Source organism: Achromobacter aegrifaciens (genome assembly GCF_902859965.1).
GTDB classification, from domain to species: Bacteria; Pseudomonadota; Gammaproteobacteria; order Burkholderiales; family Burkholderiaceae_B; genus Achromobacter; species Achromobacter aegrifaciens.
Genome location: NZ_CADIKO010000001.1, coordinates 2094322 through 2107630, shown reverse-complemented (window position 1 = coordinate 2107630; position 13309 = coordinate 2094322). Strand labels below are relative to the sequence as shown.

Genomic DNA, 13309 nt, shown 5'->3' with positions numbered 1-13309 from the left:
CGGTAATCGGGAAAATCTCAACTGAGTCCATCTTACGGCTTACGAAATAATAGTGTCAACACTATAGGCCATCACTGAATCGACAATGGGTGCGTCAAATACAGTTTGGCATAGCCTCATCGAAAGTGTAGATACAAGAACCACCCCCATAGAGCTAGGGATAACCCCGAAAAGTCTCTGTAAAATAGGCGAAACATCAATGGCGACGCCTGCAATCCGGTATCGCCACCACGATCCTGTCAACTCCAAAAGAGTTGACACTTTTTAAATTCCTTTGATAGGCTGTCAACACTATGAACACCGCCACGACCTCCATCGCCATCAAGGAAGACGCCTCCGGCCCGCTGGCCGACGTGGTGTTCGACCAGGTGCTGGACGCGATCTACCAAGGCCGGTTGGCCCCGGGCAGCGTCATCAATGAAGTCGCGCTGGCGCAGGAATTCGGCGTTAGCCGCGGTCCGGTGCGTGAGGCCGTGCGCCGCCTGCAAGGGATCCAGCTGATCACGCGCGAGCCCTACATCAAGGCGCGCGTGGTGACGTTGTCGGCGGAATCCGCGCTGGAACTGTTCCAGATGCGCATGGCACTGGAAGGCGTGGCCTGCAATCTGGCCACTCGCCGCATGAGCGACGAGGAAATCACGCAACTGCTGACCGAGCTTGAACAGGACCGCCAGCGGCGCCTGGAAGCGGCCAATGGCGGCGCCCCCGCGCCGCGGGTCTTCGACTTCCATGAGCGCATCGTGCGGGCCAGCGGCAACAACCGCATCATCAACGCCCTTTGCGGCGACCTCTATCACCTGCTGCGCGTCTACCGCCGGCACTCCGGCACCGTGCTGGAGCGCAAGGACGACGCCTACGCCGAACACTGGCAGATCCTGCGCGCGATCCGCGCGCGCGACGCCGAGCTGGCGGAATCGCTCATGCGCTCGCACATCGAACGCGCGGCGCAACACCTTTTTGAACATCTGGCGGAAGGGGCGTCCGGCATCGCCGGGCACCCCGTCTCCGCTGCCTGACACTCTCTGGAGCAGTACGACATGAACAACCCGCGCCACCAGTTCCGGCAATTGCTGAAGAACGAACCTTTCATCGTCTCCCCTGGCGTGTACGATGGATACAGCATCCGCCTGGTCGAGGCCGCGGGCTTCAAGACCGCCTGCACCAGCGGTGCGGCAGTGTCGAACGCCCTGCTGGGCATCGCGGACATCGGCGTGATGGGCCTGTCGGAAAACGTCACCCACTGCCGTCATCTGGCGCGGTCCGTCTCCATTCCCCTCACGGCTGACGCCGACACCGGCTACGGCAACCCGGTGAACGTCTACCACACGGTACAGATGTTCGAGGAAGCCGGCGTCGCCGGCATCAACCTCGAAGACCAGGTCAGCCCCAAGCGCTGCGGCCACATGCCCGGCAAGGACGTGGTGAGCGAAGCGGAAATGGTCAAGAAGATCGAAGCCGCCTGCCTGGCGCGACGCGACGATGACTTCGTCATCATCGCCCGCACCGACTCCCTCGCGATCGAAGGCATCGAAGGCGCGGTCAAGCGCGCCCGCGCCTACGCCAAGGCGGGCGCCGACATGCTGTTCCCCGACGCCGTGCGCACCGAGGACGACATCAAGCGCCTGGTGGACGCCGCCGGCATTCCGGTCAGCATCAACATGGGATTCGGCATCCGCAACCGTCCCACCACGCCGCTGATTCCGCTGCCGCGCCTGAAGGAAATCGGCGTCAAGCGCATCAGCCTGCCGCGCATGCTGCCTGCCGCTGCGATTTACGGCATGCGCCAGGCGTTGCAAGTCATGCAGGGCGTGATCGCCAGCGGCGAGCCCGCCGACCGTCCCGACCTGCTGGTGGGCATCGAAGACATCATGCAATTGATGGGCTACGAGCAGATGCGCGCCATGGAAAAGCGCCTGACGACGCTGGCCGACTGAGCGCTTCGCCATGACTGAGCGGAATGCGCAGGCGCATTGCGTCCTGACGGGCGCGTCGTCGGGCATCGGTCTGGCGCTGGCCGAGCTGCTGCTGGCGTCCGGCTGGCAGGTGACCGGCGTGGACATCGCGCCGGCGGCCATCAAAGGCCATGGACAGTATCGCCATCTGGTGTGCGACCTGACCGACGCCGCCGCCTTGCGCGGTCTATGCGCGCTGCTGGACGGCTGCGCCCCGACAGCGCTGGCGCATTGCGCGGGCGCAGTGCGCACCGGCGGCGCGCTGGACACGCGCCCGGAAGACGCGGACTGGCTTTGGCAATTGCACGGCGCCGCGCCGATGGCGCTGGTCCGCGCGCTGGCGCCGCAACTGCCTGACGGCCGCGGCCGCATCGTGCTGGTGTCCAGCCGCGCCGTGCTGGGCCGCGCGCAACGCCTGGCCTATGCGGCGACCAAATCCGCCCAGATTGGCCTGGCGCGCAGTCTGGCCGCCGAACTCATCGCGCGCGGCATCACCGTCAACGTCGTCGCGCCCGGCGCGGTCGACACGCCCATGCTGCGCGATCCCAAGCGCGGCGCTCCGCCGCAGGTTGAACTGCCGCTGGGCCGCCTGATCGACGCGGGCGAAGTCGCCGCGGCCATTGCCTTCTTCCTGGGCGCGCAGGCAGGCGCCATCACCGGACAGACGCTCTACGTCTGCGGCGGCGCCTCGCTGGGAGCGATGCCGCTATGACACAGACGAACGCACCCGCGCTGCATGGCAAGGTCGTGATCCTGACCGGCGCAGCCGGTGGATTGGGCCAGGCGATCGCGGCGCAATGCCTGCTTGCCGGCGCCCGCGTGGCCTTGCTGGACCGCGATGCGGAACTGCTCGCGCAAACCCGCCAGGCCCTCGCTGGACCTGATACCCAGATGCTGGCGATCGCCTGCGACGTGAGCGACGCGCAAAGTACGCGCGAAGCCGTGGAAAGAACGGCTGCGCACTGGGGTGCGATCCACGTCCTGGTGAACAACGCGGCCACCGTCACGCCGGGCAACAAGATCGCGGACCTTACGCTGGAGCAATGGCGCCAGGCGCTGGACGTGAACCTGACGGGCGCGTGGCTGATGAGCAGATGCGCCATCCCCCACATGGCGCGGGCCGGCAGCGGCGTGGTGTTGAACATCGCCTCGCAGCTGGGCAGCGTGGCCGCGCCGGGCCGTGGTGCGTATGGCGCCAGCAAGGCCGGTCTGATCGCGCTGGCGCGCGCCATTGCCGTGGACCACGCGGCCGACGGCATCCGCGCCTTGAGCCTGTCGCCGGGCGCGGTCCTGACCAGCAGGCTGGTCGCGCGCTATGGCAGCGCGCAGGCCGCCGGCGCCGCGTTGGCGGCCAAATATCCAGCCGGACGCCTCGGCACAGCCGAGGAGATCGCACAGACAGCAGTTTTCCTGATCAGCGACGCCGCCTCATTCATCACGGGTACGGACATACGCGCGGACGGCGGCTACACCGCGCTATAGCTCCAGCCGCCACCATCGACTTCACACAAGACTTACATCACACAGCAAGGGGCTAGAACCATGAAGCACACCAACACCTCCGCAACGCACGGACGCCCGGCGCGCCCTGCCCTCCGCCGCAGCATGCTGGCGCTGCTTGCCGGCGCCATTGGCCTGGCTGCCGCCCCAGTCTTCGCGCAGGGTACGGACAACTTCCCCAACCGCGCGGTCACCATCGTCGTACCCTTCCCGGCCGGCGGCGCCACTGACATCACCGCGCGCCTGGTGGCCGAAGGCCTGTCCAAGAAATGGGGACAACCGGTGGTCGTGGAAAACAAGCCCGGCGCAGGCGGCAACGTCGGCTCGGAATATGTAGCGCGCGCGGCGCCCGACGGCTACACCCTGGTGCTGGGCGTGACGGGTTCGCACGGCATCAATACCTCGCTCTACAAGAACATGCGCTATGACCCGGTCAAGGACTTCGAGGCCATCACGCAGGCCACGCTGTATCCCAATGCCATCATCGTCAACAACGATGTGCCGGCCAACAACCTGCAGGAACTCATCGCCCTGCTGAAGAAGCCCGACGCGCACTACTCGTACGGATCGGACGGCAACGGCACGGCATCGCACCTGGGCATGGAACTGATCAAGAACCAGGGCAAGTTCGAGATTGCCCACATTCCCTACCGCGGCAGCGCGCCGATGGTGACCGACCTGCTGGGCGGCCAGATCCAGGTGGGCGTCACCGGCCTGCCCGCCGTGCAAGCCTATGCCAAGAGCGGCAAGCTGAAGATCGTGGCGCTGACCACGGCGGGGCGCTTCGCCAGCGCGCCCGACTACCCCACGGTGGCCGAACAGGGCTTCCCCGGCTACGCCGCTCCGCCCTGGTCGGGCTTTTTCGCCCCCAAGGGCACGCCCAAGCCGCTGGTGGAGAAGATATCGGCGGACATGCGCGAAGTCATGGCCGATCCCAAGACCAAGGAAAAGCTCGCCGCCTCCGGCAGCGAATTCACGCCCTCCACGCCCGAGCAGTTCCAGGCTTTCGTGCAGCAGGAAATCGCCAAGTGGGCCGAGGCCGTCAAGATCTCCGGCGCGCGCATCGACTAAGCCGGAATACGCGACGCCAGCGCCGCGGCTGCGGCGCTGGCGTATTGCGCGTCAGTTATAGCGGAACGTGGCGGTCAGCATCGCCGAGCGGCCCGGCGCCACATAGCTGAACAGCCCCACGTGCGAAGCCTCGTAGATGGTCTCGTCGGTCAGGTTGTTCAGGTTCAGCTGCAGGCCGAAGTTCTTGTTGAACTGATAAGCCGCCATCGCGTCGTAGCGCCAGTAGGACGGCAACTGATAGACGTTGGCGTCGTCCACGTAACGCTTGCCGGTGTAGGTGGCGCCGGCGCCCACCGTCAGCTCCGGCAGGAACTTGTAGGTCGTCCACAGGCTGGCGCTCTGGCGGGCGATGAATTTCATCTGATTGCCGCTGTAGTCGGTGCCGCCGCTCTGGTAGCTGGTGACCTTGGGGTCCATGTAGCTGTAGCCGCCCCAGACCTGCCACTTGGGCGTGATGGATCCCGCCACGCCCAGCTCGATGCCGCGCACGCGGTTGCTGCCGGACAGCGTCACGTCGCCGGTGATGGGATCGGAGCTGCGGGCATCGGTCTTGCGGGTTTCGAACACCGCTGCCGTCAGCGACAGGCGCTCGTCGAACACGTCCCACTTGGTGCCCAGTTCGATGCTGCGGCTCTTTTCAGGCGCCAGCGCCGCGGTGCCCGCGGTCAGGCGGCCGCCTGCCGCGCCGTCGGCGCCGCCTGACTGGCCTGCCGTTTCGCCGGACGGGTTGGACGAGGTGCCGTAGGACACGTAGATGCTGCCATTGGGCGCGGGCTTGTAGACCAGGCCCAGCTGGTAGTTCCACATATTGTCGGTACGCTCGACGTTGCCGCTGGTCACGCGGTAATTGTCGTAGCGCAGGCCGGCGTTGGCTTCCCATTGCTCGCTGAACTTGACCGTGTCGAACACGTAGGCCGCGCGCGTGATGGTCTTGGCAGCGTCGTAGCGCGGCCCCCAGCTCAGGCTGCCGGTATACGGCTGGCGGGGATTGGGGTTGTACAGGTCGTCCTGCAGGGTCTTGTCGAAGCCGCCCGAGGGCACGCCGTCGCGCTTGCTGATCGTCTCGGTGCTGAACTCCAGGCCGGCCACATAGCTGTGACGCAGGCCGCCGGCGGTGAATTCACCGAACATGTCGGTCTGGTTGATGAAGGAGCGGTTGGTCTGGTTCAGGCTGCGCAGGGCCTTGCTCATCTTCACGCCGTCCGCTTCGTTCGAGCAGGGCGCCACGCCATAGGCGGGGTTGGGCCTGCCACCCACACGCGCCGCGCAATTGTCGAAAGACGGGCGGGTCATCACGTATTCGTTGGTGGACTCGCTATAGCGGGTACCGTTGCGCAGCTTCAGCTTGTCGCTGAACTTGTGCTCGACCATCAGGGTGGTCATGTCGGCCTGGTTCTTGCGATAGTCGCGGCCGATCAGGCCGTAGTAGTTGTTGCGGTCCACCTTGGGCGGCGTGACGCGATCCGGGCGCGACTCGTTCTTGAACGGAATGCCCAGGTCGGGCGTGTCGTCGTTCTGCAGATGGTAGTAGCTGAGCGTGACCTGCGTCGGCGTGCCCAGGCCCCAGGAGAATGAGGGCGCCACGCCCCAGCGATCGGTTTCGACATGGTCGCGGCCCGGGATGTCCCCACCCTGCTTCATGAAATTCAGGCGGAATGCCGAGCTCTCGCCCAGCGCCCAGTTGCCGTCGCCGGTCAGGCGCCAGTTGTCGTCGGTGCCCACGCCGACCGTGCCTTCGGCGAAATTCTCCAGCTTGGGGCTCTTGCTGACCAGGTTGATGCTGCCGCCGGTCGAACCGCGGCCGGAATAGGCGGAGCTGGGGCCCTTCAGGATCTCGACCGACTCCAGGTTGAAGGTCTCGTGCGAGAAACGGCCCAGGTCGCGCATGCCGTCAACCATCATGTCGGTGCTGGCCTCGTAGCCGCGCACGAATGGGCGGTCGCCGGTGGGCGTGCCGCCCTCGCCCGCGCCAAAGGTGATGCCCGGGGCGGTGCGCAACACATCCATGAGCGAGGTCGCCGCGCGGTCGCGCATCAGCTGTTCAGTGATCACGGTGACCGAACGCGGCGTGTCCAGCAGAGGCGCCGTCATCTTCGGAGAGGACGCGATGTTGGCTTCGTAGCCATCGCTGACCGCCTGCCCCTGCACGTGCACCGGCGACAGTTCGTGTACGGCGCCTGGCGCCACGCTGCCCTGCGCCAGGGCCAGGCCCGGCGACATCAGCGCCCCGCACATCGCCGCATAAATGGAGGCCGAAGTATTCCCACCGGCCTTGGCATGGGCCGTCGATGTATCTGCTTTGTTCATTGGACTCTGTCAGAAGCCGCCCCGCGGCGGCTGCGCTATCAGCGCGATCTTGGTTTTTTAAGAGCGCCAATGATATTCATTCTTATTTTTACGTTCAACAAATAGTCAGGATTTATTCAGACAAATGTCAATTTTGTGAAATTTGACCGGTTCACAAGGCCAGAATGCAGCGCAATAACAACAATCCATGCGTATCGATCTGCTCACAGCAGGTGCATATCGGCGCCTATCCTCAGGCTTCAGACATGAAAAAGCCCCTTTCTCCAGATGTCCAGTCATCTGGAGAAAGGGGCTGGGCAAGCCGCCGGTCAGCTACCGTCCAACCTTACAGCGAGTACCGGTAGTCGCAGTTGAGGGTAGCTTTCAGCGGAGTATCGGCCTGCACCCCCGACACGCTGCGGGGCCGTGGAGCCGTCAGCTTGGCCTGGAATTTGCCAGCGGCGTCGCCATTGCTTTCCCGCTTGACCGCCATGCTGGACGGTATCGCGTACAGCGTGAGCGGCTGCCCTTGGGCCGCCACCACCAGCGTGAACACGGCCTGCGGAAAGTCCGCCACGACATAGTTCTGGTTCGCGTCCGAGTCGAACGCCAGGCTGCCGTCCGCATAGCTCAGCTTCAGCTCCATTTCGTCCGATGAGGATGAGGGGATCGTGCCTTCCAGCGCGACCTTGCCGCTTTCGGATACGCAGCTCAATTCTGCCGGCGCCGATCCCGCGTGAGCGATACCGCTCAACAACAAGCCGGCCGCAAGCCAGACTCCACGCACTGCCATGAGACTCTCCTTCGTTAGACCCGGCCCAGGCCGGGATCGGGCCGCCGTATCAATGCGCGCTTTCGTCTGCCGGCTTCAGCACGCCGGCTTCCCGCAGCGTCTCGGCGGCGCTGTGGCGGATCGCCGACAGGCAACGCGCGACTATGCCGCGCAGCAAGGCCTCCGAGGGCAGCGCGTCGGGTGCAGCCACAAAGCTCTCGATCGCGGCCGAAACGCGGTTCGTGACCACATCGCCGCTGCTCTGCGTGATGTACAGCTTCACCGCCTTGCAACGGTTGTTGACCGTATTGATGATCTCCAGCAGCTCGGCGCGCCCCATGCCCAGATCGGTCGCATCGGCGAAGGACGGATAGACCAGGCGCAGGAATTCGGGATCGTCGGCGCTCAGGCTGAAATACAGGGTGCCCAGTTCGGGATGGCGGAACAGGACATCGCCCTCTTCGTCGATCCGGGCGACCAGACCCAGCTCTTCCTGGATCACATGTTGGTAGAGCTCGGCGAGCGGCGTGGCGCCGGCGGTAACGTTGGACATGTTTCGACTCTCTTCGTATGGATCGCACGGCGGTTGCCGCGCTGAACTTCGCGCCGCGAAGCATAGCGCCCATTGCGCGCTCGTGCTTGTCCGATTTGCGCAGACGATCGCCAGCGAGACATGCGCTAGGATGTAGGAACCCGCCCAGGCCCTGCGAAGGGACCAGGCCAGGATGTCCATCAGAAGGAGCTTGCCATGCCATCAATGAGACAACTCGCCCGCGCGGCCGCGCTTGCGCTGTTGCTGCCCGGCGCGGCCTACGCGGAAACCGTCGTGCTGCAGGTGGCGCGCGCCACCGCCGGCGCCGACCCGCAAACCTCCGCCAGGACGGTAGACGTCGAACTCAAGCCCGAAAGCCGCCAGGCCCTTGCCGACTTCACCCGCGACCGCGTGGGCAAACGCATCCAGCTGCGGTCGGGCGGCGTGCTGTTGTCTTCCGCCACGCTGCAAAGCCCGCTGGAAGGCGACAGCTTCCGCATTACCGCGGGGGAACACGGTTTTGCAGGAAAGTCCGCCGAGGAGATCGCCCAGAGCATCATGAAAAGCGGCGGACTGACGGTGGACGACGAGAACACCGCCAAATAGCAGGCCTTCAAGCCTGAGGCGTGCGCAGCCCCAGCGTGGCGGTCAGCGCAGTGCGCCCCGGCTGCGACGCAACGTCCAGCTCGCCCCCTACCCTGGCGATGCGGGCGTGCATGCTGCGCATGCCCACGCTGATGCCCGCGCGCAGCACCGCGGCCACGTCGAAACCGACGCCGTCATCCTCGATGCGCAGCTCCAGACGGTCGGATTCGGACTGCCGCAGCTCCAGTTCCACGCGCCGGGCGCGGCTGTGCTTGAGCACGTTCACCAGCGATTCCTCAACCAGCCGCGTCAGCGCCATGCACTGCAGGGCGCTGGGCGGCGTGCGCCATAGCTCGGGCACCCGCCAGGTGGCGCTGATGTCCAGTTCGTCGAACAGCTGCATGAAACGGTGGCGCAACGGCGCTATCCATTCCCGCGGCGTGGCCGGCACCGTGACGCCCGCGCTGGAACCGCTGTCTATGGTCTGCCGCAGGTCATCGCGCAACAGCTTGAGCATGGAAAGAAACTGCTGGCTGTGCAGCGGCGCGCCGGCCTGCTCCACCACGGCCATCATGCGGACCAGGGAGCCTCCCAGCCCGTCGTGCAGATCGTGCGCGATCTGCAGCCGGTCCTGCAGCCGGGCATTCGTCAGCGCCAGCGCATGCTCGCGCTCCAGCGTGGTGGCGAGTTCGGTGCGCGCCTGCGCGATGCCGCTGGCCAGCTCCTGGTTGAAGCGCTCGATGCGGCGCACGCTGCGCGCATGGCGCAGCCCCAGCACTGCGGACATGCATAGCGTGACCACCACGCTGGTGAAAGGCGTGTAGGTGGCCTCGCCGTCGATAAGCCTCAGCATCAGCAGCAGATCGTGCGCGCAGGCAGCGAAGAAGGCCAGCAGGCATGCCGCCAGCATGGCGTGCTCTGGCCGGCGGGTGCGCAGCGCGTGAAACGGAAATTGCAGGCAATTGGCGAAGAAGATCGCCGACACGATCAGCACCACGCTCAGCTGCACTTGCGGTAGATACCCCTGCGGCACGAAGGCCATCGCCGCCAGCAGCACGGCCGCCAGCAGCCATAGCGCCTTCTCGATGCGCGGCAAGGACTGGTCGCCAAAGCGCCATGTAAAGACGCAGAAGCAGGCCACGTACAGCACCAGCACCATGATGTTGGCCCGAGCCGCCGTCAGGCTGTCGGGGAACGGCCAGGGACTGGTCACCAGCACGTTGGCAATGAACAGCACCCAGAACAGGGCCATCAGCGCGTACCAGCCAAAGGCGCGCTGTTCGCGCCGCATGAGCCAGATGAAGAAGCACAGGCCGCCCAGGACGCCCGAGACGATCAGGTTGAGCGTGAACAACGTGCGGTTGCGCCACCACAGGTCTTCGTACTGCTGCAACACCGTCCACTGTCCGCCCAGACGCACCGGCCCCAGGCCGGGCGTCTGCCCCGCCACGCCGACCACGCGGATCCACAAGGTGTTCTCGCCCGGATGCAGCAGGGCGTCGGGAATCACCCAGTAACGCGGCACATTCCAGCTGCGCGACAGCGGCTCTGTCAGGTGCGGATCGCTCCAGATCCGTTCGTCATTGATATAGACCTCACCCGCCATGACGATGGATTCCAGCGCCAAGGCCACCTGCCCGGACGCCGTGCCGGCGCAATTGCGCGTCCAGCCGATCCGGTACCAGGCGGTACCGCTGTAGCCCGGCCAACGCGCGCTCCAGTCGTCGGGCAGTTCGACCGCCTGCCATTGCGCCGGCTCCGGACGCCTGCCATCGTCGCCGCCCTTGGCAACCTGTACCGACAGCACCTGCGCCGTACAGGCGTCAGCGGGCTCCTGGGCCCACGCCGGCGCCAGCCATAGCGCCAACCACAGGACGGCCAGCCACTTCAATCGAGCAAGCCGCGCGTGCGCGCCGCGTGTATGGCACGCGTGCGCGAGGAGACCGCGAGCTTGCGGTAGATGTGCTTGACGTGGCATTCGACGGTGTAGCGCGACAGATGCAGTTCCTCGGCGATCTCGCGGTTGCCCAGTCCCTCGGACACCAACCGCAGGATCTGGCTTTCGCGCGGACTCAGGGTTTCGACGGAATCGCCCGCAGCCTCGTCGGCGCGTTCGGCCCGCCTGGGGCGCAGCTCTTCGATGATGCGTCGGGCCACGAAGGGATCGATAGGCGCCCCGCCCCGCAGCACGCTGCGGATGGACAGGGACACCTCCAGGTCGTCTCGTTCCTTGAGCACATAGCCCGTGGCGCCCGCGCGCAGCGCGGCAAGAATCGCGTCTTCCGTGCTCCATGCCGAAATCACCAGGATCGCCAGGCTGGAATCCTCCGCGTGCATCTCGGCGATCAAATCGGTGCCGTTGCCGTCGGGCAGGCCCAGATCGACCAGAGCCAGCGCAAACGGCTGGCTGGCGAGTTGCTCGCGCGCCTGCGCCAGCGTGGCGGCAAACACCAGCGCCTCCGGCGCATAGCCAAGCTGCAGCAGCAGGCCTTCCAGCCGGCGGCAGATCAGGGGTTCGTCCTCCACCAGCAGCACCGGGGCAGGCAGGGTCGACTCGGAAGCAAGCATGTGGGCGGTCATCGGATGAGAGCGGGCGGAATTGCCCAGCCTGAACTATGTCTCAGCCGCGCGAAACCGCATATCCCTGGAAGTTGGTATTTTCACAGGAATTTCGCATCAGGTGAGGCTACCGCTTCCGGCTCTCGATGAACTCGGACAACACGACGGGCGGCGACAGCACATAGCCCTGCCCGTGGCTGCATCCCATGGACTGGAGCAGAGCGATGTCCGGCGCGCTTTCGATGCCTTCGGCGATCACGCGCAGGCCGAGCCGCTCCCCCAGCAACACCGACAGGCGCGTGATTTCCCGCGCTTTCCGGTCGCGGCGGATGCGGCGCACGAAGCGTCCGTCTATCTTCAATTCGGCGATGGGCAGCGCGTTCAAGAGCTGCAGCGAGGCATAGCCCGTTCCAAAATCGTCCATGCTGACCTGGCAACCGGCCTTCGCAAATTTCTTCAAGGACTTCCGCAGCATCTCGAGGCGAGTGATGGGCTGGTCTTCTGTCAGCTCGATCCGGAAGCGCGTCAACGGAATGTTCGCCGCGGCGGCGTGACGCGCCAGGACGTCGACCGCATCATGGCTCGACAAGGTTGAGGCCGAGGCGTTGATCGCCAACGGCACGTCGATTCCCTCTTCCTGCAGCGCCTGCGCTGCGGCGACCGCCAGGCGGCAGATCTGCTCAAAAAAAAGCAGGTCCAGGCCCAGTCGATGGACGGCGGGAACGAAATCGGCGGGTCCGATATCGCCCATGGTCGGATGCTTCCAACGAGCCAGACATTCCGCGGCGACCATTTCGCCGTTCATCAGGTTGAATTGCGGCTGTAGGGCGACGCTCAAGCCATCGCCTCGCCATGCCATCGACATGACTTCGTGGTCGCCAAGTTGCTGGCATTGCGCTGCAGCGCGTTTCATACATCATTCCTGGTGGACTGGGGAAGGAAATTCACATACAGCCACTCTACGGCGCTTCGAGAGCGAAAAATGTAGGAGGATTCAGAATGTGCGGTTCACTCGCTCCAGGACTGCACTCAAATTTTTGACGACCGGGACATAGTCGGCCAACAGTTCCTCGCGCGCCTGGCCATCCTTCCTGCCAAGCATCGCCTCAACGCGCAGGCAAAGTTCAACCAAGGCGCTGCAGCCCAGCAATTGCGCGGTGTTCAGAATCCGGTGCGCATACCGCTTGACCTCCGCCCACTGCTCCTGTTCGATCGCCAGCAGCAAGGCATCGACGTCCTTCCTGTGGTTGACGTGCAGGCTATGCGCCAGCTCGGCGGCAATGTCCAGGTCGTTGCCTACCTTGGAAAGCAGTTCATCCCGCAGCACCGCCACCGCCTGGATCTGCGAGTTTTCCTGCTCGGGATGCATGGCCGAAGCCGCTGGGTTCTGCACGCGGAAATATGCCCTATGAGAAATTCACATCGATATTTTCGATTTTCTGGCGAAATCGACTAATTCAACCAGGGAACCGATCTGCAATTTGGTCATTATCCTGGTCTTGTGCGTGCTGACCGTCTTATTGCTGATGAATAGCGCGTCACCGATTTCCTTGTTGCTCAATCCTTGGGCCAGCATCTGCGTGACGACCATTTCCTTGTTGGACAGCAGTTCAAGTTTCTTCTGGTAGGCGTCCGCCACATCCACCTGGCCTGCCGTCTTGGCCGAATTCGGAAACACGCGGTAGCCAGCCAGCACGGACTCGATGCAACGGATCAGTTCCTTGATCTCCAGCCGCTTGCTGGCGTAGCCGCAGGCGCCGAGTTCGGCCACGCGCGACGCGAAGACCGACGGATCATGCGCCGACACCACCAGTATCCGCAAGTCCGGATTGATGGCAAGGATTCTGGATATGGCTTCCAGGCCGCCCATTTTCGGCATGTCCAGGTCCAGCACGATGAGATCAGGGCGCTCGCTGCGGGCCAGCGCCAGCGTATCGACCCCGTTGTCCGCCTCCAGTATCCGGCTGGCGCTGGGCAAAAGCGCAATCTGCGTTCTCAGAACCAACCGAAACGCGGGATGGTCATCAACAATCAAGACAGTCGACATGCTGC

14 protein-coding genes are annotated in these 13309 nt (G+C 64.8%); 6 read left to right on the top strand and 8 right to left on the bottom strand.

Annotated elements, in window-relative coordinates:
* Positions 1 to 293: 293 nt before the first annotated feature.
* From HV793_RS09815 to HV793_RS09795, 5 genes are read left to right on the top strand one after another with little or no spacing between them, the layout of a single operon-like run.
* Complete coding sequence (locus tag HV793_RS09815) at positions 294 to 1016, top strand: GntR family transcriptional regulator (protein WP_175213062.1); 723 nt, start codon at positions 294 to 296, stop codon at positions 1014 to 1016.
* A gap of 21 nt (positions 1017 to 1037) precedes the next feature.
* On the top strand, positions 1038 to 1934 hold the full coding sequence (locus HV793_RS09810) for an isocitrate lyase/PEP mutase family protein (protein WP_054457671.1): 897 nt from the start codon (positions 1038 to 1040) through the stop codon (positions 1932 to 1934).
* Between the two features lie 10 nt (positions 1935 to 1944).
* On the top strand, positions 1945 to 2664 hold the full coding sequence (locus HV793_RS09805; RefSeq protein ID WP_054457672.1) for an SDR family NAD(P)-dependent oxidoreductase: 720 nt from the start codon (positions 1945 to 1947) through the stop codon (positions 2662 to 2664).
* The gene (locus HV793_RS09800; protein WP_119450229.1) at positions 2661 to 3434 is read left to right on the top strand and encodes an SDR family NAD(P)-dependent oxidoreductase; all 774 of its coding nucleotides are present in this window, start codon (positions 2661 to 2663) and stop codon (positions 3432 to 3434) included. The genes HV793_RS09805 and HV793_RS09800 overlap by 4 nt, the downstream gene beginning before the upstream one ends.
* Positions 3435 to 3494: 60 nt before the next feature.
* On the top strand, positions 3495 to 4523 hold the full coding sequence (locus HV793_RS09795) for a Bug family tripartite tricarboxylate transporter substrate binding protein (protein ID WP_054457673.1): 1029 nt from the start codon (positions 3495 to 3497) through the stop codon (positions 4521 to 4523).
* Positions 4524 to 4574: 51 nt separating this feature from the next.
* On the opposite strand, the gene HV793_RS09790 is transcribed toward HV793_RS09795, so the two are convergent.
* The 3 genes from HV793_RS09790 to HV793_RS09780 form a co-directional block, all read right to left on the bottom strand.
* A complete protein-coding gene (locus HV793_RS09790; protein WP_119450227.1) occupies positions 4575 to 6830 on the bottom strand; it encodes a TonB-dependent receptor in 2256 nt (751 codons plus the stop codon).
* A 325-nt stretch (positions 6831 to 7155) separates the two neighbouring features.
* The gene (locus HV793_RS09785; protein WP_175213061.1) at positions 7156 to 7602 is read right to left on the bottom strand and encodes a hypothetical protein; all 447 of its coding nucleotides are present in this window, start codon (positions 7600 to 7602) and stop codon (positions 7156 to 7158) included.
* 49 nt (positions 7603 to 7651) lie between these two features.
* Entirely contained in the window at positions 7652 to 8134 is a 483-nt protein-coding gene (locus HV793_RS09780) for a hypothetical protein (protein WP_054457676.1), read from the bottom strand.
* Between the two features lie 195 nt (positions 8135 to 8329).
* Here HV793_RS09780 and HV793_RS09775 point away from each other — a divergent pair, with 195 nt between their 5' ends.
* Positions 8330 to 8719: a SecDF P1 head subdomain-containing protein gene (locus HV793_RS09775; protein WP_054457677.1), complete on the top strand. Its 390-nt coding sequence runs from the start codon at positions 8330 to 8332 to the stop codon at positions 8717 to 8719.
* Between the two features lie 7 nt (positions 8720 to 8726).
* Here the strand turns inward: HV793_RS09775 and HV793_RS09770 are convergent, their stop codons facing one another.
* The 5 genes from HV793_RS09770 to HV793_RS09750 all read right to left on the bottom strand — a co-directional run bounded on the left by HV793_RS09770 (position 8727) and on the right by HV793_RS09750 (position 13304).
* Entirely contained in the window at positions 8727 to 10589 is a 1863-nt protein-coding gene (locus HV793_RS09770) for a sensor histidine kinase (protein ID WP_244958609.1), read from the bottom strand.
* Complete coding sequence (locus HV793_RS09765) at positions 10586 to 11278, bottom strand: LuxR C-terminal-related transcriptional regulator (RefSeq protein WP_054457679.1); 693 nt, start codon at positions 11276 to 11278, stop codon at positions 10586 to 10588. The genes HV793_RS09770 and HV793_RS09765 overlap by 4 nt, the downstream gene beginning before the upstream one ends.
* Before the next feature lie 106 nt (positions 11279 to 11384).
* A complete protein-coding gene (locus HV793_RS09760) occupies positions 11385 to 12170 on the bottom strand; it encodes an EAL domain-containing protein (protein WP_054457680.1) in 786 nt (261 codons plus the stop codon).
* 81 nt (positions 12171 to 12251) lie between these two features.
* Positions 12252 to 12626, bottom strand: a complete 375-nt coding sequence (locus tag HV793_RS09755; RefSeq protein WP_054457681.1) for an Hpt domain-containing protein — start codon at positions 12624 to 12626, stop codon at positions 12252 to 12254.
* Positions 12627 to 12674: 48 nt separating this feature from the next.
* Positions 12675 to 13304, bottom strand: coding sequence for a response regulator transcription factor (locus HV793_RS09750; RefSeq protein ID WP_054457682.1), 630 nt, complete (start codon positions 13302 to 13304; stop codon positions 12675 to 12677).
* Positions 13305 to 13309: the final 5 nt, after the last annotated feature.

Bases quoted from the DNA above. Each gene is read 5' to 3' on its own strand.
- HV793_RS09815 (WP_175213062.1), top strand. From the start codon at position 294: ATGAACACCGCCACGACCTCCATCGCCATCAAGGAAGACGCCTCCGGC.
- HV793_RS09810 (WP_054457671.1), top strand. From the start codon at position 1,038: ATGAACAACCCGCGCCACCAGTTCCGGCAATTGCTGAAGAACGAACCT.
- HV793_RS09805 (WP_054457672.1), top strand. From the start codon at position 1,945: ATGACTGAGCGGAATGCGCAGGCGCATTGCGTCCTGACGGGCGCGTCG.
- HV793_RS09800 (WP_119450229.1), top strand. From the start codon at position 2,661: ATGACACAGACGAACGCACCCGCGCTGCATGGCAAGGTCGTGATCCTG.
- HV793_RS09795 (WP_054457673.1), top strand. From the start codon at position 3,495: ATGAAGCACACCAACACCTCCGCAACGCACGGACGCCCGGCGCGCCCT.
- HV793_RS09790 (WP_119450227.1), bottom strand. From the start codon at position 6,830: ATGAACAAAGCAGATACATCGACGGCCCATGCCAAGGCCGGTGGGAAT.
- HV793_RS09785 (WP_175213061.1), bottom strand. From the start codon at position 7,602: ATGGCAGTGCGTGGAGTCTGGCTTGCGGCCGGCTTGTTGTTGAGCGGT.
- HV793_RS09780 (WP_054457676.1), bottom strand. From the start codon at position 8,134: ATGTCCAACGTTACCGCCGGCGCCACGCCGCTCGCCGAGCTCTACCAA.
- HV793_RS09775 (WP_054457677.1), top strand. From the start codon at position 8,330: ATGCCATCAATGAGACAACTCGCCCGCGCGGCCGCGCTTGCGCTGTTG.
- HV793_RS09765 (WP_054457679.1), bottom strand. From the start codon at position 11,278: ATGACCGCCCACATGCTTGCTTCCGAGTCGACCCTGCCTGCCCCGGTG.
- HV793_RS09760 (WP_054457680.1), bottom strand. From the start codon at position 12,170: ATGAAACGCGCTGCAGCGCAATGCCAGCAACTTGGCGACCACGAAGTC.
- HV793_RS09755 (WP_054457681.1), bottom strand. From the start codon at position 12,626: ATGCATCCCGAGCAGGAAAACTCGCAGATCCAGGCGGTGGCGGTGCTG.
- HV793_RS09750 (WP_054457682.1), bottom strand. From the start codon at position 13,304: ATGTCGACTGTCTTGATTGTTGATGACCATCCCGCGTTTCGGTTGGTT.